At 40.5% G+C, this 18741-nt stretch carries 17 protein-coding genes; 5 read left to right on the top strand and 12 right to left on the bottom strand.

Annotated elements, in window-relative coordinates:
* From OSJ91_RS03715 to OSJ91_RS03705, 3 genes are read right to left on the bottom strand one after another with little or no spacing between them, the layout of a single operon-like run.
* Positions 1 to 1056 (bottom strand): LLM class flavin-dependent oxidoreductase, encoded by a 1056-nt coding sequence (locus tag OSJ91_RS03715; protein WP_485891016.1) that lies wholly within the window; start codon positions 1054 to 1056, stop codon positions 1 to 3.
* Positions 1057 to 1068: 12 nt separating this feature from the next.
* Complete coding sequence (locus tag OSJ91_RS03710; protein WP_350301261.1) at positions 1069 to 2505, bottom strand: 4-hydroxyphenylacetate 3-hydroxylase family protein; 1437 nt, start codon at positions 2503 to 2505, stop codon at positions 1069 to 1071.
* A complete protein-coding gene (locus OSJ91_RS03705; protein WP_485891015.1) occupies positions 2453 to 3931 on the bottom strand; it encodes a 4-hydroxyphenylacetate 3-hydroxylase family protein in 1479 nt (492 codons plus the stop codon). The genes OSJ91_RS03710 and OSJ91_RS03705 overlap by 53 nt, the downstream gene beginning before the upstream one ends.
* 346 nt (positions 3932 to 4277) lie before the next feature.
* Here OSJ91_RS03705 and OSJ91_RS03700 point away from each other — a divergent pair, with 346 nt between their 5' ends.
* The 4 genes from OSJ91_RS03700 (at position 4278) to OSJ91_RS03685 (ending at position 7724) form a co-directional block, all read left to right on the top strand.
* On the top strand, positions 4278 to 5111 hold the full coding sequence (locus OSJ91_RS03700) for a MetQ/NlpA family ABC transporter substrate-binding protein (RefSeq protein WP_485891014.1): 834 nt from the start codon (positions 4278 to 4280) through the stop codon (positions 5109 to 5111).
* A 36-nt stretch (positions 5112 to 5147) separates the two neighbouring features.
* A complete protein-coding gene (locus tag OSJ91_RS03695; RefSeq protein WP_413015489.1) occupies positions 5148 to 5909 on the top strand; it encodes a methionine ABC transporter ATP-binding protein in 762 nt (253 codons plus the stop codon).
* Positions 5902 to 6564: a methionine ABC transporter permease gene (locus OSJ91_RS03690; RefSeq protein WP_350301257.1), complete on the top strand. Its 663-nt coding sequence runs from the start codon at positions 5902 to 5904 to the stop codon at positions 6562 to 6564. The genes OSJ91_RS03695 and OSJ91_RS03690 overlap by 8 nt, the downstream gene beginning before the upstream one ends.
* 410 nt (positions 6565 to 6974) lie before the next feature.
* Positions 6975 to 7724 (top strand): sulfite exporter TauE/SafE family protein, encoded by a 750-nt coding sequence (locus OSJ91_RS03685; RefSeq protein WP_485891013.1) that lies wholly within the window; start codon positions 6975 to 6977, stop codon positions 7722 to 7724.
* Positions 7725 to 7802: 78 nt separating this feature from the next.
* On the opposite strand, the gene OSJ91_RS03680 is transcribed toward OSJ91_RS03685, so the two are convergent.
* Positions 7803 to 9407: an ABC transporter permease gene (locus OSJ91_RS03680; protein ID WP_485891012.1), complete on the bottom strand. Its 1605-nt coding sequence runs from the start codon at positions 9405 to 9407 to the stop codon at positions 7803 to 7805.
* Positions 9407 to 10324: an ABC transporter ATP-binding protein gene (locus OSJ91_RS03675; protein WP_485891011.1), complete on the bottom strand. Its 918-nt coding sequence runs from the start codon at positions 10322 to 10324 to the stop codon at positions 9407 to 9409. Before OSJ91_RS03675 ends, OSJ91_RS03680 begins: the two co-directional genes overlap by 1 nt.
* Positions 10325 to 10478: 154 nt before the next feature.
* On the opposite strand from OSJ91_RS03675, the gene OSJ91_RS03670 reads away from it, so the two are divergent.
* Positions 10479 to 11066, top strand: a complete 588-nt coding sequence (locus OSJ91_RS03670) for a TetR/AcrR family transcriptional regulator (RefSeq protein ID WP_402906157.1) — start codon at positions 10479 to 10481, stop codon at positions 11064 to 11066.
* A gap of 148 nt (positions 11067 to 11214) precedes the next feature.
* On the opposite strand, the gene OSJ91_RS03665 is transcribed toward OSJ91_RS03670, so the two are convergent.
* From OSJ91_RS03665 to OSJ91_RS03635, 7 genes are all read right to left on the bottom strand, one after another.
* Positions 11215 to 12000 (bottom strand): PhzF family phenazine biosynthesis protein, encoded by a 786-nt coding sequence (locus tag OSJ91_RS03665; RefSeq protein WP_413015476.1) that lies wholly within the window; start codon positions 11998 to 12000, stop codon positions 11215 to 11217.
* Between the two features lie 337 nt (positions 12001 to 12337).
* Positions 12338 to 13750, bottom strand: coding sequence for a glycoside hydrolase family 18 protein (locus OSJ91_RS03660; protein ID WP_485891010.1), 1413 nt, complete (start codon positions 13748 to 13750; stop codon positions 12338 to 12340).
* A 578-nt stretch (positions 13751 to 14328) separates the two neighbouring features.
* The gene (locus OSJ91_RS03655) at positions 14329 to 15033 is read right to left on the bottom strand and encodes a GntR family transcriptional regulator (protein WP_350301249.1); all 705 of its coding nucleotides are present in this window, start codon (positions 15031 to 15033) and stop codon (positions 14329 to 14331) included.
* Between the two features lie 131 nt (positions 15034 to 15164).
* A complete protein-coding gene (locus tag OSJ91_RS03650; protein ID WP_413015472.1) occupies positions 15165 to 16478 on the bottom strand; it encodes a PTS sugar transporter subunit IIC in 1314 nt (437 codons plus the stop codon).
* Positions 16479 to 16578: 100 nt separating this feature from the next.
* A complete protein-coding gene (locus tag OSJ91_RS03645) occupies positions 16579 to 17988 on the bottom strand; it encodes a glycoside hydrolase family 1 protein (protein WP_413015470.1) in 1410 nt (469 codons plus the stop codon).
* A gap of 13 nt (positions 17989 to 18001) precedes the next feature.
* Positions 18002 to 18313, bottom strand: a complete 312-nt coding sequence (locus OSJ91_RS03640) for a PTS sugar transporter subunit IIB (RefSeq protein WP_350301246.1) — start codon at positions 18311 to 18313, stop codon at positions 18002 to 18004.
* On the bottom strand, positions 18306 to 18665 hold the full coding sequence (locus OSJ91_RS03635; RefSeq protein ID WP_350301245.1) for a PTS lactose/cellobiose transporter subunit IIA: 360 nt from the start codon (positions 18663 to 18665) through the stop codon (positions 18306 to 18308). The genes OSJ91_RS03640 and OSJ91_RS03635 overlap by 8 nt, the downstream gene beginning before the upstream one ends.
* Between the last annotated feature and the right edge of the window lie 76 nt (positions 18666 to 18741).

Genomic DNA, 18741 nt, shown 5'->3' with positions numbered 1-18741 from the left:
TCATAAAACCTTTTCTCCAAATAATGGTCGTACTGCTTGGCCAAATCTTTCTGCCTCCTCTAAATGAGGAAAACCGGATAGGATAAAATGCTTGACGCCAATATCGTTATATTCTTGCAGGCCTTCCCTTACTTGTTCAGGGGTGCCTACAATGGCTGTACCCGCTCCTTTCCTGATTTTCCCGATTCCCGACCAGCCATATCTTCCAAAACGCTCATTGTTCCTCGTTAATTCATTCATCCGTTTTTGGGCCACTGAATCCGTCGTTTCATAGTAATGATTCATATTACTCAGAGTTTCCCTGTCAGCCTTACTTATTATTTTTGCGGCTGCCTCCCATGCTTCACTCTCCTCATCCCGAACGACCACATGAATCCTGACACCATATTCCAATTGCCTTCCATACTTCTTCGCTCTTTGTTTGACGTCATTGATTTGTTGTTCAATTTGCTGGGCTGGTTCTCCCCATTGCAAATATACATCGGCGGATTTCGCTGCAATTTCCTTTGCTGCATCAGATGAACCTCCAAAATAAATCGGAATATTTGGACTTTGATGAATGCTTGGATTCAATACTCCATCACTGATCGTAAAATATTCTCCTATATGATTAACCTTCTGTTCAGTCCATGATTTTTGTACGACTTCAAGGAATTCACCTGTTCTGGCATATCGCTCATTGTGCTCAACGAAGTCACCATCCTGACCCAATTCTTTTGCCGATCCTCCAGTCACTACATTGACAAGCATTCTCCCTTCTGAGAATTGATCAAGGGTCGCGGCCATTTTAGCCGCAACCGTCGGAGCAATGAATCCTGGGCGAAAAGCGATTAACGGCTTAATTGTTCTCGTATGATGAATGATGGCCGAACCCACTATCCATGAGTCTAGGTAAGGTATGCCCGTAGGAATTAATATCCCTTCAAAACCGGCCTTTTCAGCTGCTTTTGCAACACTTATTATATAATCCAAGGTAGGCTTCCTCTGCGGCTCGTTTAGGCCTAAGTATTCACCATCACCATTTGTAGGTACATACCAGTAAAAATGCACAGACATTATAGGACCCCCTTATTTTAAAACCTCATAAGCATAATCAACGAGTTTCTGCTTATTTTTATAATTATTGTACTGTGCTGCATACGTTCTGACAGGATCGCCGGAATAAAATCTCTCATATAATTCATGTCTTGATGCAAGAGGACTCCCCAATAAATCCCACGTTAATTTAATTAATCGTGTCCTATCTTCTGCAGATGTCTCTGTACCCTGGTAATATTCTTTTAACAAAGGACCTATGGGACCTTCCAATTCTTTTATGCTGGATGGGACCTGCAATAGCCCCCCTGCCCCAATCTGCTGGAGGATTTCCAACGCTCTTGGGTAGAATCTAGTTCCCAGATTCCTTGCTGTCGCTAAGAAATCTTGATTAGGAAGCAGTATGCCGTTATACATTTTTGCTTTATATTCCGAAGCGAGCAGTAATGCTTTAATGGTTTCTAACTGTATGATCAATTCTGCAAGCTTCTCTTTCACATGCAGAAATTGTGTTGCCCCAGCCGTTTCCGCTAATTCGTTCCCGATTGCTACGACACTTTCCAGTTTGCTGACAAGTCTCACTACTGTTTGATGCTGGCTAAGCAGTGATGAAGGGGCATCACAACGAAGCTTCCAAGCAAATTCCGGATCCTCATGAACCAGTACTCGCTCCCAAGGGATGAATACATCATCAAAAATTAGGACTGCATCCATTTCGTCAAAACGTGCACTTAACGGGTGATCCTCCTCCCGTTTATCGGCAAATGACTCCCTGCAAACGATATGCAATCCATTCGCATTGACAGGCACAAAGAAAACATTTGCAAATTCACGTTCATTTTCTCCTCTCTTGTGATAGGAAAAGATTAAAATTTCATCGACATACGGAGCCGCTGTCGCAATCATTTTCGCACCGCGAACATAGATCCCTTCGCTATCTTTACGGCTGATATGTAAAATCCCCGGTTTCTTTTCCACTAATGTTTTTGAACGATCCTTTTGTGGATCATGCCCTGCAACTGTTGACAATAAATTAAGATTACGGGATTGATAGTAATAGCTTTCTATTTTTTCAGAAAAACCTGGATGTGCAGCTTCATACTCTGAACGGTTTGCAAACCAACCAGTAAATATGGAACGCGAATATTCAGATAGACGGCTCATGACTCCAAAAGTCTGATCGGCCCAATGCTGATACGCCAAACGTTTTTTTTCCAGATCCTTATGCGTCCTTGGAACGAGAAATGACAGGTTCGCATCAAGCCCTTCCTCCGTTTTGTATGTCAGCAACGATTTACTGTCTGCTTTTGTTTGTAAATCCAACAATGATTGTATCGTATGGACCGTTCCCTTAAATGCAGGGTGTTCGTCTAAGTTTTTGACGATATCCCCATCTAGCCAAATGTTTCTGCCATCATTAAGTCGTTGAAGATACCGATTGTTTTCGATCATCACGATTCCCCTTTCCATTTACCCCCTCCAAAAAACGGTGGAGTTTTCGTTTTAATGGCTCTTTATCATAGGTTTCATACTGAAAAGCGAAGGTTCGAATGGGATCCCCGGTATACAGCCTTTCATACAGATCATGCCTCGATCCCAGTGTGCTTCCAATCAGTTCCCATCCTATTTGAAATAAAGAAGTTTTAGTGACGGCATCAACATTCGCTCCTCTAAAATACTTTTCCAATAGTGGAATGAGGTCGTTGCTGTCCTCTATCGTTGTAGAAGGGAGCTGGATAAAACCGCCCGCCCCGATTTGTTTTAAAATCTCGATCGCTCTTGGATAATGGCGGGTTCCAAGATTTCGGGCCGTTTGCAAAGGTACGAGAGCAGGCAGATAAACGCCCTTTTCGTTAAGTGAACCTTGAACCTCTGAAGCAATAAGCAACGCTTCTATACTATCGATTTGGGTATATAGTTCACCAAGCTTTTCCTTCACTTGTAAGAATTGATCAACACCGATCGATTGAGCGATGGCAGTAGCCACACCTGTAACGAATTGAAGTTTCGTCAGCAAGCGGACGACCGTCTGATGATGGGCGAGACAGTTCAATTGCTGGTGCCGCTGAGCTTCAAACACTCCTTCTACGGATCCCCTAATCAATACACGTTCCCACGGAATCAACACATCATCAAAAATTAATACAGCGTCCATTTCATCAAATTGTGCACTTAAGGGATGTTTCTTTTGGTCCTTTGAAGCGAATGATTCACGACAGACAATTTGCAGGCCAGGAAGATTCAAAGGGATAATGCACATATTGGCATGCTCCGTTTTATCAGGTGTCAGCTTCTGATGCGGCATGATGATGACATCATGTGCATACGGGGAAGCGGTAGCAATCATTTTCGCACCTCTAACAACGATTCCTTCTTCCGTTTCCCTTATGACTTTCAATAAAGCATCTTCCTGTTCATCACTCGGCTTTGACCGATCTATCTGAGGATCAAGAATCGCCTGGATCACAATACGCCGTTCATCCCTAGCCTGTTCATAGTATGCAGTGATTTTTTCGGAAAATCCTGAATCATACTGGTTAAAGAAATCCCTATCAATGAAATATGCTGTGACCATCGAATTCGCATAGTCGGATAATCGGCTCATCACTCCGTAAGTTTTCCGCGACCATAACTCAAAAGCCTTTCTTCTTGAAATCAGTTCTTCCAAATCTTTAGGAATGAGAAAAGATTTATGAACATATTCCTTTGTTTTTGGACTTTCATATCCGACAATCTTTTGTTCTTCAGGTGAATCCAGCATATCCAACAAATTTGTTAAAGTCTTTAAAGTGCCTGTGAAAGCCTGATGGGCATATAGATCGTCTATTTTCTTTCCATCAAGCCAAACATTTCTTCCGTCTTTCAAACTTTCGGCAAGCCGGCTTCTCTTATTCATTAAGTTCCCAACTCCTCCCTGGATAACACAAAAGCCCTTGAAGGAGTATGGAACTGACTCCTAACAAGGGCTCTCGGTTGTCCGATAAGCTATTTTTTTATGTTCACTATCATAATCCGATAAAATCAATTGGTCAAGTGCGTTTTTGATTTTAACCCATAAATATCCAGAAAAATTAACACTTGATAAATTATCCATACTCTTGTTATAGTTTAATTATTCCAATTGGAAAACTATACTATGCAAGCCTACCGGATAACCGGCGGCATGAACAAACCTTGTTCATGCTTTTTTTTATTCCTAAAAAAAGAATGAACCCTATACAAAAAAAGAAAAGAGGAATACCATGAGAAATTCATTTCTGTTCATCATCATGTCTCTATTATTCGTCATTTTGCTTTCAGCTTGCAACAGCAACGGCAGTGATAAAGCAGCGAGTGAAGCTAAGAAAGAAATTATTTTCGGCTTCACTCCAGGTCCTTATAGTGACCAAGTGAAAAAAGGCATAGAACCTTATTTGAAAAATAAAGGATACTCCGTTAAATACGTGGAAATCAGTGACCCAAACCAACCAAACTTTGCCTTGGCCGAAGGCTCCATCGATGTAAATGTATTTCAGCATACTGCTTTTTTCAAGAATTTCATCAATGAAAACAAACTGGAGCTTACCGAAACCATCAAAGTCCCCACAGCACCTATGGGCTTATATTCCGATAAGCATGGCAGCAAGGATGAATTGAAGGATGGGCAAAAAGTGGCAATCCCGAATGATCCCGCTAACGTGGCAAGAGCATTAAGAATGCTTGAACAAATAGGGTGGCTTCAATTAAAAAAAGGATACGATCCCTTGACTGTCTCCAAAAAAGATATCGTCGATCAAAAAGTGAACTTTTCATTTGTTGAGGTGGAACAGGCTCAAGTTCCCCGAATCTTGCCTGATGTAGATTATGCGGTAGCCAATGGGTATACCATCTTGGTATCCGACCGGAAACTTTCTTCTGCCCTTTATTTAGAGGATCCCCCATTTGAATATCAAAATTTTGTAGCAGTAAGAACCGAAGATAAGAAAAAACGATTCGTGAAGGAAATCATTAACGCCTACCAATCCCCTGAATTTCAAAAAGCGATTGAAAGCAATACAGAATTTGAAGGATTTCACCGGCCTGATTATTTTAAATGAATGGATATAAACGCTTTAAGATTGGGAGGTTCCAGAATGATAACATTTAAAAATGTAGGTAAGACATTTACTGTAAAAAATGAATTATTCACTGCCGTTTCCAATGTAAATCTGGATATTAAGGAGAATGAAATATATGGGATCATCGGTTTTAGCGGTGCAGGTAAATCGACTTTACTGCGCATGGGTAACCTATTAGAAAAGCCTACTGAAGGTACGATAGCAATAAATGATTCTATCCTTAGTGATTTATCTGGCAAACAGCTTCGAGAAGCACGCAACAAAATCGGGATGGTTTTTCAGCATTTCAACCTCTTGGCAAATCGAACGGTACAAGGAAATGTTAGTCTGGCATTGGAACTTGCCAATGTACCAAAACATGAGCGAGCCAAAATTATAGCTGAATCCCTGCAAATCGTCGATTTATCTGATAAAGCCAATCATTATCCAGCGCAGCTCTCTGGCGGACAAAAGCAAAGAGTCGCGATCGCCCGTGCCATAAGCACAAGACCTAATGTATTGCTATGTGACGAGCCAACCTCTTCACTTGATCCGCAAACCACTCAATCCATCCTGGCCTATCTAAAAAAAATAAACGAAACCTATGGTGTGACCATCCTGATCGTGACTCATGAAATGGATGTAATTCGAAGGTTAGCAAATAGGGTGGCGGTCATGGAAAATGGGAGAATCATGGAGGAATTGAACTTAGCGGATAATAGAACCGTACCCACAACGAAAATCGGTAAAATTCTATTAAAACATGAATCTGAAGAGGAGGTGAAGGTAAGTGTTTGATAATATCATTTCCTTACTTCCTGAAATTTACTTAGGTGCAGGCCAAACATTTTTAATGGTGGGAATAGCGATATTTGCAGCTATCTTATTGGGCCTCCCACTTGGTTTCATTACATTTTTAACTTCAAAGGAGCAATTACTCGAACAGACTATCTTAAATAACGTTTTAAACGCAATGATCAACACGGTCCGTTCCTTCCCATTCATCATTTTACTCATTGCTCTTATCCCATTTACAAGAACGATATTGGGAACATCTGTAGGTCCGCTGGCCGCCTCCATCCCATTATCGATAGCTGCCATTCCTTTTTTAGCTCGGCTTGTTGAACAATCTTTACGTGAGGTGCCAAAGGGAACAATTGAGGCAGCTGTTGCTATGGGTGGATCCCCCTTCCAGATCATTTTCAAAGTACTATTATTAGAAGCGCGTTCCGGTCTCCTGTTGGGACTCACTGTTACTGCCGTTTCTTTCATATCCTACTCGGCTATTGCCGGGGTCGTGGGCGGCGGGGGAATTGGCGACTTGGCCATTCGTTATGGATACTACCGTTTTCAGACTGACATCATGATAACAACCGTATTCCTTCTTATCATCATTGTTCAATCCGTCCAATTCGCCGGAAATTACCTTTCTGCTAAGCTTGATAAAAGGTGAACGCATTCATAGCCTTTCCTGGTGAGAAATCCAATGAAAGGCTATGACTCTTTCTTTAAATCTGCTTGTATGGAAAAAGCCTCCCTAAAAAGTATTGCCGTAACATATTTTCCACAAACCACCCTTCGTTATCTTTATTAATCTTCAAAACAACCTTCACATCAAATTCAATTAAGTCTTTATCACCACACAACACCACAAGATGCACACCCACATTTCATCTTCATTCCAGACTCCTAAGCGACGGAAATTACATCGTGTACCTCTCCATTAAAAGGTGAACTAAACGCATTATAAAGAGTAATAAAGGCCTTAAATCACCTGTTTTAAATCATGGTTACCTCGATCAAATACCAGTTTGGTATGGTATAATTACAGAAGGGTTAATTTTTGCTTCAGGAGGTAAAAAAATGACGATCAGCAGCATCATATTGGTGGTGGCGGCAGTCTTTATCGGCGCCTTGATGCGGACGATGTTCGGGTTCGGTGAAGCGATTGTCAGCATGCCGCTGCTTGCCTTACTTCACATTCCGCTTAATACTTCGGTTTCCCTGATTGGATTGGCTGGTCTTACCGTTGCTTCACTTACCGTCGTTAGCGGATGGCGGCATATCGAACGCTCGGTTTTAATCAGGTTGGCGACTTCAACATTCATCGGCATACCAGCCGGCCTCGCATTGCTGCATTACGCACCTTCTATGATCATCACTTCTGCACTCGGTGTTTTTTTGATTGCATATGGGGGATATTCTCTTGTAAAGCAAAAACTTTTTCAGGCTGTGGATAAACCCTTACTCAACTCGAAGGGCTGGGTATGGCCTTTCGGTTTTGCGTCGGGAGTCCTTGGCAGCGCCTATAACTTTAACGGAGTGCCGGTCGTCGTCTATGGAACGTTACGAAGATGGAATCCAGATCGATTTCGCGGAACATTGCAAGCCCATTTTCTTATATCCGGAACCCTGGTCGTGACGGGTCATGCGCTTGGCGGACTGTGGACCGTCGATTCACTTATTCTTTACGCTTATTCCATTCCAGCCATATTACTTGCGACAGGTCTTGGAATCTTCATGAATAAGCGAATTCCTGCGAAGAAATTCGAAAGCTATTTATTCTTTATCATCATTGCGCTAGGTGTACTATTATTAATTACCCATGACTGATAACCAAAAGCCTGATTTCTCATTGAAACAACGAGGAATCAGGCTTTTTTCAGGACTAATAGAATCATAGTTGAATCGTCAACCTCGGATATCCCGTTTGTTATATCCGATAAAACCAACAGCCAGTAATACTATGGCTATGATGGTAAGCATGGATACTTTCATGAAGTCGATATCTTCAACAGGAAGTTTCGGAATATGGCCAAATGGTGTTAGTTTATTCATCCATTCCGGGAATTGAAGCATTCCTCCTAAATAAACGACTAAGATTGAGTATGTCAAGTAAAGCCAAGTCAAGCCGGATAATTTTGGTGCAAAGCCAATAAACAGCACGGCAATGCCAATCATGATCCACATCGCAGGCAGGTAGACCATTGCTGCACTGTATAAAGTGCCGAAAGCAATCCCTTCATCCATCACTGAATTCCCGACTGCCCAAAGACCGATTGCAGCAAGCGTAATCATAAGAAAACCGCCAATAACGGAGATGATAAGATAGCTGCCCATAAGCCTTGTACGGGATACAGCGCGACTCAGTAAATGTTCAGTAAGATTCTTTTTTTCTTCCCCTTTAAGCTTTAACATCGCCATTAAAGGCGGAATGGTGCATATCATGGAGATGACTGACATCAACATTGTCAAGAATTGTTCCGTCAGCGAATAGCCTTCAACTGGCGTCAATAGTTCGGCCATCATTTCATTTTTTGCAAAAAAGGATTCTAAATCACCTAAAACGGAACCGTAAGAAGCTCCTAAAATGAACATCCCGGCTGCCCACGCAATTAATCCTGTACGCTGAAGCCTTAGCGCGAGACCAAGCGGACTTTTTAAAAACAATGAAGCATATTCTCTGCCAGGCTTAGCCGGTATGAATCCAGCTTCCAAATCACGGATGGCATTCAAATATAGTGATAGTACAACCAAAATGATTGCCGCACTGATCGTAATGATGATTGGCCACCAATAATTATTCACATATACCTCTGAACCTAAAACCCAACCCAATGGTGAAAACCAGGAAAGTGTTTCATTGCTGACATCCCCTATCGCCCGAATAAGATAGGAAAGAAGCAAAACAGTGATGGAATAACCAATCGTACCTCGCGCACTCTCCGTAATCTGGGCAAATAATGCCGTTATCGCCGAGAAGAAAATACCGGTTGCCCCTAACGCAGCTCCATACATAAGGGAACCTTCCAAATCCATGCTTTCAATTCCCAGAGCATATAATCCGAAACCCGTTATTAACGCGATCAATGCATTCGTACCAAACGATACGGAAATGGTTGCATATAAATTAGCCAACCGGCCAGCCGGCAAAGAACGGATCATTTCGATACGGCCGTCCTCTTCATCTGCGCGTGTATGGCGCGTAACAAGTAAAATACTCATTATCCCAACTGCCATAGCGGTTAAAAGTAACATTTGATGCGCCATCATCGCTCCGTTTGTATAGTCATCCAGGCCGTAACCTTTCCCCACCATCGCTGTCATTGCAGGGTTCTTCATCGTTTCTGCAATAGTTTGCCTTTCTAGCCCAGTCGGGTACAGATCGGTGAATGCCATTGCAACCATAAAGGTAAGGACAGATAGGGAAATTATCCAAACAGGTATCCGAATCCGATCTTGCCGTACGATGAATCGGGAGAGTCTTCCTGTATTCTGGTAGGACTGATTCGCCATTATAACGCACCTCCCGCCCGAGAATCAGAAGTCTTCCTTTCACCTTCATAATGGCTCATGAATAAATCTTCCAATGTAGGCGGCGCGCTTTCCAATTTCACATTTCCAAATTGGCTTATATACCTCATAACATTATCCAATTCATCTGTATCCACTTGGAATGAAAGTGCTTGGTCTTTCATTACGATATCCCGAACTCCGTTTACACTCCCTAAAGCAGGAATAGGCTGCTTCGTTTCGACAAGCAAGCTTGTTCTCGTTAAATGACGTAACTCATCCAATGTTCCCGTTTCAATTATTTGTCCTTGCCGAATGATGCCCACTTTATCGCATAACCTTTCCACTTCAGAAAGAATGTGACTGGAAAGTAATATGCTTTTTCCTTCATTTTTCGCATCCATCACACACTCCTGGAAAACTCTTTCCATCAATGGATCTAAACCTGATGTTGGTTCATCCAATATATAAAGGTCGGCATCAGATGAGAAAGCAGCAATCAAAGCAACCTTTTGCCGGTTCCCTTTTGAATATGTCCCGCATTTCTTGGAAGGGTCCAAATCGAATTTTTTTATAAGTTCTTCGCGTCTGCTTTTATTGTTTGCCCCGCGTAATTCAACAAATAGATCAATAACTTCCCCGCCTGTTAAGTTGGGCCATAGGTTCACATCTCCTGGAACATACGCGATCCGCTTGTGAATTTCAACGGCATCTTTCCATGCATCCATGCCAAAAATCTTCGCTTCTCCATCCGTCGCTTTTAAAATCCCGAGCAGCACACGGATCGTTGTTGATTTTCCAGCACCATTAGGACCGATGAATCCAAATACCTCACCTTTATTCACTTCAATGTTCACACCATTTAAAGCGGTAAACTTTCCAAACTTTTTCGTTAAATTCGTTGTTTTCAATACTGACATTCCTCATCCACCTCTTCCTCTGAAAAGAAATTATGAAATATTTTTATCGATTTAGTTCATAATATATAAAATAATAATTCCTGACAATAGTTTATGAACTTATTTTATTGTTCTATTACATATTTTTAATTAAACTAAGATTGAGGTGAAACAAATGGACGGATTTCAACGACGCAGGGAACAAAAAAAATTGAATATACTAGAGGCTGCCTTAGCTTTGTTCATGGAGTATGGTGTCCAAAAGATTTCGATTGGAGAAATAGCCAAAAAAGCAAATGTATCTCAAGTAACGATATATAATTACTTCGAAAGCAAACATAATCTAATTCATGAGGTTTTTGTTTATTATACAGATAAGGCATTGGATGAATTTGAACAAATACTTGCCAGCAACATTGCTTTCCCTGAAAAAATAAAGCAACTCATGTTCACGAAGAACGAAACTGCGAAACAAATTCATGAAGATTTTTATCAATATTTAATGAGGGAATATACTTCCGGAATCAATTATATGGAAAAAATATATACAGAAAAGGCCCTGCCCCGCTTTATTGATCTGTTTAACCAGGGCAAGGAACAAGGATATGTTGATCCGGACTTATCTAATGAAGCGATTTTATTTTATATAAAAGCGATGAATGAATATATCCAACGGGAAGAGGTTTATCAAAGCATCCTTCCTTTGACTGAGGATATTATGAAGATTTTGTTTTATGGGATCGTTGGGGAAAAAGAGAAATGATTTAAGAAAAAACGGTGTGAATCGATATCTCCCATTCACACCGAATAAATCTTATTTAAGAATTTCCTGCACTCTTTAAGTCAATGTTAATAATTTGGCTGAAGTGTAATGATATTTCTCGATTGATAAATCAAAAACGGCTCCTGCATTAAATGGTTAAGTTCCCTTCGTATATTGTCACGGCATGGCCAGAAAGTTTAACTGTGTCTTCCGATACTTCAACCTTCAATAGTCCTCCTCTTTCCGATGCCTGATAGGCTATGGTGATACTTTTGTCCAGCTTGTTTTTCCAATAGGGTCCGAGACAACAATGGGCTGAGCCCGTTACATAATCTTCGTCAAGGCCTTGGGCAGGGGAAAAGAAACGGGAAACGAAATCATATTCACCGCTATCCGATAGACTAGTTACAATGACGCCCCGAATCTGCATTCGGGCAATGGAATTGAAATCCGGCTTTAAATTCCTTACGATTTCTTCTGATTGAACTTCGACTAGATAATCCCATTTGTTTTGTCCAACATACACAGGCACAACACCTAGAGCTTTTATCAGTAATTCAGGTGCAGCGGTCTCCTGTTCGATTAATGACGGAAATTCCAACTGAACCATTCCATCAACGAATTTTGCAGTGAGAATCCCGCTTTTCGTCTGATAGGCAATTGGTTTATCCCTTGGCACGTATCCTTTACCCCACAAAAAGAAAGAGCTTGCCAGCGTCCCATGTCCACAAATCGGGATTTCAACGGAAGGTGTGAACCAACGCAGCTGCCATTCGCCTTTATGAAGGTGAATAAACGCAGTAACAGGCATATTAATCTCTTTAGCTATTCGCTGCATCCACTCGCTACCACTTTCCCCGGTAAGCAGGCAGACAGCCGCAGGATTTCCTTTAAAAGGTTGATCTGTAAACGTATTAATGATGGTTAATTCCAAAAAAATGCCTCCTTAAATGGGATTGTCCGTAATACATTTCCACAATGAAGAACACATTTCCTTTATGGTAATCACCCTTACCTGTTTTTAAGGAGTTCTCTTTATCTCATAAAATGAAAAAGATCACCATATAGCGGTCTTTTCGAATTCTATATTTTTCAGTTTCAATATGGCGTCCTCGATTAAGCCCCTTTATGGACTCGGATTCCAAACGATTGTTAACGTTGTTATAAAAATCCGGAATTCTTGTAGTCCATTTCGAAACCTAAAGGGTTTTCACTAAAATAGACAGCTTTATAAAAAAAGCTGCCCATCCACCTTGCTGTAACAAAACACCCTACCGTTTCCTTACAATAAATGTATCCCCAAGCAGTTCCCAATTCTGGGGAAAAGGATAACCAAGTACCCAATAACTGAGACCCCTTGACCTGTAAATCTTCACCAGGTCGAATTTGGCTTTAGCACTGCGTGCGTCCTCAAACCAAACTTCATGTGTGCGTCCCTGATTATCTTTGTACCTATAATAAGGTGATTGGGCTGTCTCGTCATATTTTATTTCTACATTATATTGGACGGCGCGTCTGATGGCTTCCTGCATGTCGAAAGTCTCTGCTTCCTGCCCCTCTTCATGAGGAATAAGCCAGTCCCGTGCATAAATTTGAAATCCTATGAAGATTTTATTTGTTGGTATAGCCGTTACGGCATAGTCAAGGACACGCTTTATTTCATTAATGGGAGAGATTGCCTGTGGCGGCCCTTTTCGGTAACCCCATTCATATGTCATCAGCACCACGAAGTCTAGCAGCCGTCCGTGAACTGGATAATCATGTGCCTCAACTAATGGTCCCTTTTGATTGGCACTAGTTTTTGGGGCAAGGGAGGATGACACAAAGTAGCCCTCAGGATGCAATCGATCCACTGCTCTTTGGAGAAAGCGATTATAGAAATCACGGTCATCTGGTGCTACACTTTCAAAATCGATATTCAACCCACGGTACCCTTTATCTTTCATCGTTTTTATGACGTTCGTTAATAATTTTTCCACTAAACTTAAATCGGAAAGTATCGTATGTGCAAGCTGAGTTCCCGCTTCCGTCGCGGAAAAATTCGTTATGCACATCATGGGTATTACGCCAGTTGACTGTGCCGCCCGTATCGTCGGGGTGTCATCTATGGCTTCTAAGCTGCCATCTTGCCTCATTCTATAACCAAATGGACTTACGTAGGTCAAATCGTAGGCCACTTCACGTACCTGTTCCGCACCGGCTTGCCCGTAAACGTTTGTAAAACCATTTACATCAATGATGGGTTTTGGTTTCTGGGGAATCCTTATTATCTGTCCGATATAAATATTGGACGGATCTGTAATCCGGTTCATCTGCATTATGGCTTGAACTGTCGTTCCATAACGTCTTGCTATATCATAAAGGGTATCTCGTTCCCTTACGGTATGATAAATAACCGGGATGGTTAGTCTCTGCCCTGGATAGATAGCAGAAGGATTTGTGATGCGATTCGATTGCATGATTTCCTGTACCGTAATTCCAAACTTATTTGCGATTTTATTTAGAGTATCCCCTTGCTGAACCCTGTATCGAAGATAAGGTTCAGGAATCAAAAGTGCTAGACCAATCACTAGCTTATCTGGATTTTCAAGGCCATTGATCCGAACAATTCGGTTGGTACTGACACCATATTGCTGGGAAATTCCCCACAACGAATCCCCCCTATTCACCACATGGATTTTCACATGCACTGCCCCACTTTCCTTCAAAATATTCCATTCATTTTATTCCCTAAATAGTCCTAATATGTTTTTTTGAGTTCAACATTCCAGAATCCTTAGTTTTTTCGCTCTTATTGTTTATAATTTTTGTTTCCCATTATGAGCCAGGATTCTTTATCTAAGAAAAACAAGAGAGTGATTTCAGTAGAGGAAAAAAGTTAAACAAATCCACCAAAGACAGGGACATTGCCAAAACCGTACCTATAACGGTGACCGTGTAGAAGCTGGATCCATATCTATCAGTACGACAAAGAGATGTTACACGCGAAGCTGGTGGTCATTGCTGGGGAATTTGCAGAGGTAGGCGCAGCAAACTATGCGAAATACCAGGGAGCAACCCAAACTTTTATCTTCCTGACTTTCATGCTTAATTTATTTTAGAATCTTCTTAGACCTATTGCAAAAACGTGAAGCATTTTGAGCTCCCTATTTCCACAGCTGAAAATCATTATAGAACGAGAAATAAAAAAAAAGAGCAATTGCTAAGAAATGCAGTCGCTCTTTTTTTGTTTCGACTCTTCCATTCAGATCCCGAAAGCCCATTAATTCGTGGTCAATGTTAATAATTTGGCGGAAGTATAATTATATTTCTCAATTGAAAAATCGAAAACGACTCCCGCTTTTAAGAAGACCGTATTTTCAACAATTAAAGTCGGATCTCCTGGTTGCAAGTCCAAAAGCTTTGCATCATCGTCATTTAGTTTCTCACACGAAATGATTTTATCTGCAAAACCAATATTCAACTTTAAATCCTCGACTATATATTCATAAATGGAACCATTTGCAATTTCTTTATTTAAAATGGGAATGATGTCTTTATTGAAAAAGGACTCTTCTATTACAATGGGTTCACCATTTAAGTACCTAACCCGTTTGAGGTTATAGATTTTGGTATTCACATTACATTTCATTTGTTCGGCCAATTTTTCATCAGCTTCTATTAATTCCAACTTCAGCACTTTACTTGTCATTTCATCCTTTGCAAACTCTTTGGTTAAGCCATTCATATCCTTCATAGAAATACAGCCGGGTCTGGAAAATTCCCTTAGGAATATGCCGCTACCTTGAACTTGATATATATAACCCTGTTCAACCAATATATTGATTGCTTTTCTTATGGTATTCCTGCTGACATCGAACTTCTTCATCAACTCTTCTTCAGTAGGTAACTTAGTATTTAATGTATATTTTCCATCTAATATTTCTTTCTCCATTTGTTCTACGACCATTCTATACTTTACACCCATATTTCCATATACCTTCCTCTATACATAATGATTTCGAACGTTTTCGAACAATAGTTTAGACTAAAAGAGAGGTTTTCTTTACAATAGTTTATTTCATAACGATTGTAAAGAAACCACTGTTTCTTTTTAAATCAACTAACTTTTTCAATTGGGGTTTCTTGTTCCAGTGCTACTTTATCAAGCATTTTAACGAATGGGAAATATACCACGGTAGCCATACCCAATATAGCTAGTTGGACGACTGCCCCTTGCCATCCCGATAATAAAAAGCCTGAAATGATTGGCGGGGTTGTCCACGGGACCTGTACCGCTGTAAATGGATGGATAAACCCTAAAATAATTGAAAAATACGTCATCAATACGGCAATGACAGGAACCAAAACAAATGGAACGATCATTAAAGGGTTAAATATGATGGGAAGCCCGAAAATGATTGGTTCATTAATATTGAATAAACCTGGAACCAGGGACATTTTAGATAACTGATTCACTTGCTGTGATTTAGCGACAAGCAGCGCTGCTGCAATTAAACCTAATGTTATGCCCGCACCACCGAATTTCGCGTAAATATCCACTAGCTGAACCGTAACGATTTTTGCATTTCCGCCTACGGCCAGCGTGTTACCGGCATCTATGACAGCTTGATTCGCCAAGGCATTTGAAGTTAAAATAGGTGCCATGATTCCCATCACGATATTCGGACCGTGTAATCCAAACCACCAGAAAATGGATATTAGTGCCATGATAATGATGATTCCAGGTAATGTATCTGATAGATTTTGCATGGGGATCTGTAATACTTTATAAATGATTTCAGTCATTGATACGCCTTGAATCTTATCACAAATGAGGAAAATGAACATCGATAATAACATGATCACAAATCCAGGAACTAATGCCGAGAAGGCATTTGAAACACCAGATGGCACGCTTTCCGGCATTTTGATCCTGATATTTTTTTTGATGAACCATGTGTAAATCGCACCGACAGCCAACCCTACCAATATGGATGTTATCATCCCTTGTCCGCCTGTCCAGGCTTTAGGAATGACTCCGCCAACCACTTCCCCAGAAGGACTTTCAACAAATGAATTGCTGAGAATCAAAAATGAAATGATACCGATTATCCCTGCTGGAACGGCTTCAATATTGCTTGCTTTCACATAGGAGTAAGCGATTCCAAAAACGGCTATGAGAGCAAGAATGTCAAAGGTGGCTCCTGTAACTTGATTCAATGGCACCATCCAATCTGCACCAAATAAATTAGCCATGATTTTATTCCAATTCTTGATCGGCAGATTTGCTATTAATAAGAAAATGGAGCCAATAAGTGTCAACGGCATCGTAAGTACGAAACCATCCTTAAGTGCTACGGTTGCTTTTGCATTTGAAAATTTCATGAATGCAGGCATCATTTTCTCGAATAGTTTTTCAATACGCGACATAACTACCCCTCCTAGTCAAAAGTGAATGATACTTACTAAGTAAGACTGACCTTATCCTGGAAATGGATTAGGTCAGTCTTTTTCATGATGTCTGAAAGCGTTACAGCTCTTCTCCTCTTGTTTCAATAATGTGCTTATACCAATGGAACGATAACTTCTTCTTTCTTTCCAAATTATTTTTATGATCCACATAAATAAAACCATATTGTTTTTTATAGCCGTTTAACCAGCTTAATAAGTCAATGACTGACCAAGCATAATAGCCTTTTAAGTTAATTCCTTCACTTATTGCACTTTTAATCACTTTTAAATGCTCCTCAATATACTTGATTCTTGGGACATCGACAATTTCACCATCTATGATCGGATCTTCGTCGCCCAGACCATTTTCAGTGATATAAAGTTTTACATCGCCATAACGTTCCTTCAGCATCCTTAAGCCATCCAAGAAGCCCTCGGAAGAAATTTCCCAGCCCCATTTTGTATATACTTTATCCTCCATCATGACCGTTCTGTATACACCGTCGAATGATGGGTTGCCAGGTTTCCCGGTCGACTTATCACGATCAATTTTCGTGCTTTCAATCGCTCCATCAATTTTGGCCACCCTTGCTGGCTGATAATAATTCAAGCCCATGAAATCATTGTAATCAGCCGTATCCTTCAACAAAGTCAACTCTGCTTCTGTCCAATCAGGTGTCAGGCCTTTTTCCTTTAAGGCATCCACTACATAACTTGGATATTCCCCTTTTAAAATCGGATCATAATACCAAAATGTTTGATAGTGATTCGCATGCATCGAGGCAAAAATATTTTCTTCTTTGCCATCAATGCTAAAAGCAGGGTTAAAAACATGTGTTATGCCAATTTCTCCGTAGTACTTTAAGCTTTTATAGATTTGAACGGCTTCAGCATGAGCCACGAATACATTATGAGTAGCTTGAAAGTATTTTTTTTGATCGTTTACAAGGCCTGGTGGATGGGCTCCATTCAAATATCCTAATGTGCAGAATACAACGGTTTCATTAAAAGTGATCCAATGTTTCACCCTGTCACCGAAAGCCCTGAAACAAACCTCGGCGTATTTAGCGAATGCCCGTATCGTTCTTTTATTCACCCAGCCCCCGTCCGCTTCTAAACTTTGTGGTAAATCCCAATGGTATAGTGTAACGAACGGGACGATTCCATATTTCAAACATTCGTCTATGACATTATTGTAAAATCCGATTCCTTTTTCGTTTATTTCACCGTCACCGTCCGGGATGATGCGCGCCCAGGAAACTGAAAATCTATAAGACTCCAATCCCATTTCTGCCATTAGTTTTATATCTTCTTTATATCTATGGTAATGATCAATCGCTACATCACCATTTGTATTTTCGAATGTTTTACCTGGAATCTTTGAAAAGACGTCCCAATTACTCAGCCCTTTTCCATCTTCATTCCAGGCACCCTCCACTTGATATGATGCAGATGCAGCTCCGAATAAAAAGTCTTTTGGAAATTTCATGTTGTACCTCCCACTATTGCTTTTTCACTAGATTCAATGCTGTTTCTAAAACCTTCTTGCCGTTCATCATGCCATAGTCCATTGTATTTATCACCTCGACAGGAACCGATTTCGGTTCGCAAACGGCTTTTGCTTTAGACAGAAGGAACTTAACTTGGGGTCCTAATAGAGCCACATCAATTGAATCTGCGATCTGTTCCAATTCAGATTCTGGATATGCATTGATTTCTACTTCCAAACTATTTGCTTGAACTTCTTTTTTCATTTTTGTCACTAACATACTTGTTGACATTCCTGCCGAACAGAACAAACCGATTTTAACCATTGTCATTTCCCTCCAATTTTTCTTTTAATGCATTTATATCTTTTTGCATCGAAATTAGATTGTTTAATAGTTCTTTCACTAGAATGGCATTCATTAAATGATCCTGAGCATGAATCATTAAGATGCCAATATCCGTTTTGTTTCCATTTGCCTCATTTGTTATTAATCTAGTTTGGGCTTTATGTGCTTCTAGTAAGGCTGTTTCCCCTTGATGTATCAAATCCTCTGCTTCTTCATATTTATGGTCCCGCACAAGGGAAATCGCTTGATAAAAGTTGGATTTGGCATCTCCCGCTCCAGCAATCAAGCCAAATATGATCATCTGTACATCTTCTTCAGAAGTATAAGGCATCTAAAATACCCCTCCATTTCATAAGAATGATTTATATTTATTGGTACAAATTCATTGGTATGAATATAGTATAAAA

The organism is Bacillus sp. T-10(2022) (assembly GCF_056502895.1).
Note: the sequence above shows the minus strand (reverse complement) of the source record. Positions and strands in the feature narration are given on the sequence as shown.

What these genes read in the sequence shown, in the direction of transcription:
- OSJ91_RS03715 (WP_485891016.1), bottom strand. Translation starts at nt 1,056, where the DNA reads ATGTCTGTGCATTTTTACTGGTATGTACCTACAAATGGTGATGGTGAA.
- OSJ91_RS03710 (WP_350301261.1), bottom strand. Translation starts at nt 2,505, where the DNA reads ATGGAAAGGGGAATCGTGATGATCGAAAACAATCGGTATCTTCAACGA.
- OSJ91_RS03705 (WP_485891015.1), bottom strand. Translation starts at nt 3,931, where the DNA reads ATGAATAAGAGAAGCCGGCTTGCCGAAAGTTTGAAAGACGGAAGAAAT.
- OSJ91_RS03700 (WP_485891014.1), top strand. Translation starts at nt 4,278, where the DNA reads ATGAGAAATTCATTTCTGTTCATCATCATGTCTCTATTATTCGTCATT.
- OSJ91_RS03695 (WP_413015489.1), top strand. Translation starts at nt 5,148, where the DNA reads ATGATAACATTTAAAAATGTAGGTAAGACATTTACTGTAAAAAATGAA.
- OSJ91_RS03685 (WP_485891013.1), top strand. Translation starts at nt 6,975, where the DNA reads ATGACGATCAGCAGCATCATATTGGTGGTGGCGGCAGTCTTTATCGGC.
- OSJ91_RS03680 (WP_485891012.1), bottom strand. Translation starts at nt 9,407, where the DNA reads ATGGCGAATCAGTCCTACCAGAATACAGGAAGACTCTCCCGATTCATC.
- OSJ91_RS03675 (WP_485891011.1), bottom strand. Translation starts at nt 10,324, where the DNA reads ATGTCAGTATTGAAAACAACGAATTTAACGAAAAAGTTTGGAAAGTTT.
- OSJ91_RS03670 (WP_402906157.1), top strand. Translation starts at nt 10,479, where the DNA reads ATGGACGGATTTCAACGACGCAGGGAACAAAAAAAATTGAATATACTA.
- OSJ91_RS03655 (WP_350301249.1), bottom strand. Translation starts at nt 15,033, where the DNA reads ATGGGTGTAAAGTATAGAATGGTCGTAGAACAAATGGAGAAAGAAATA.
- OSJ91_RS03650 (WP_413015472.1), bottom strand. Translation starts at nt 16,478, where the DNA reads ATGTCGCGTATTGAAAAACTATTCGAGAAAATGATGCCTGCATTCATG.
- OSJ91_RS03645 (WP_413015470.1), bottom strand. Translation starts at nt 17,988, where the DNA reads ATGAAATTTCCAAAAGACTTTTTATTCGGAGCTGCATCTGCATCATAT.
- OSJ91_RS03640 (WP_350301246.1), bottom strand. Translation starts at nt 18,313, where the DNA reads ATGGTTAAAATCGGTTTGTTCTGTTCGGCAGGAATGTCAACAAGTATG.
- OSJ91_RS03635 (WP_350301245.1), bottom strand. Translation starts at nt 18,665, where the DNA reads ATGCCTTATACTTCTGAAGAAGATGTACAGATGATCATATTTGGCTTG.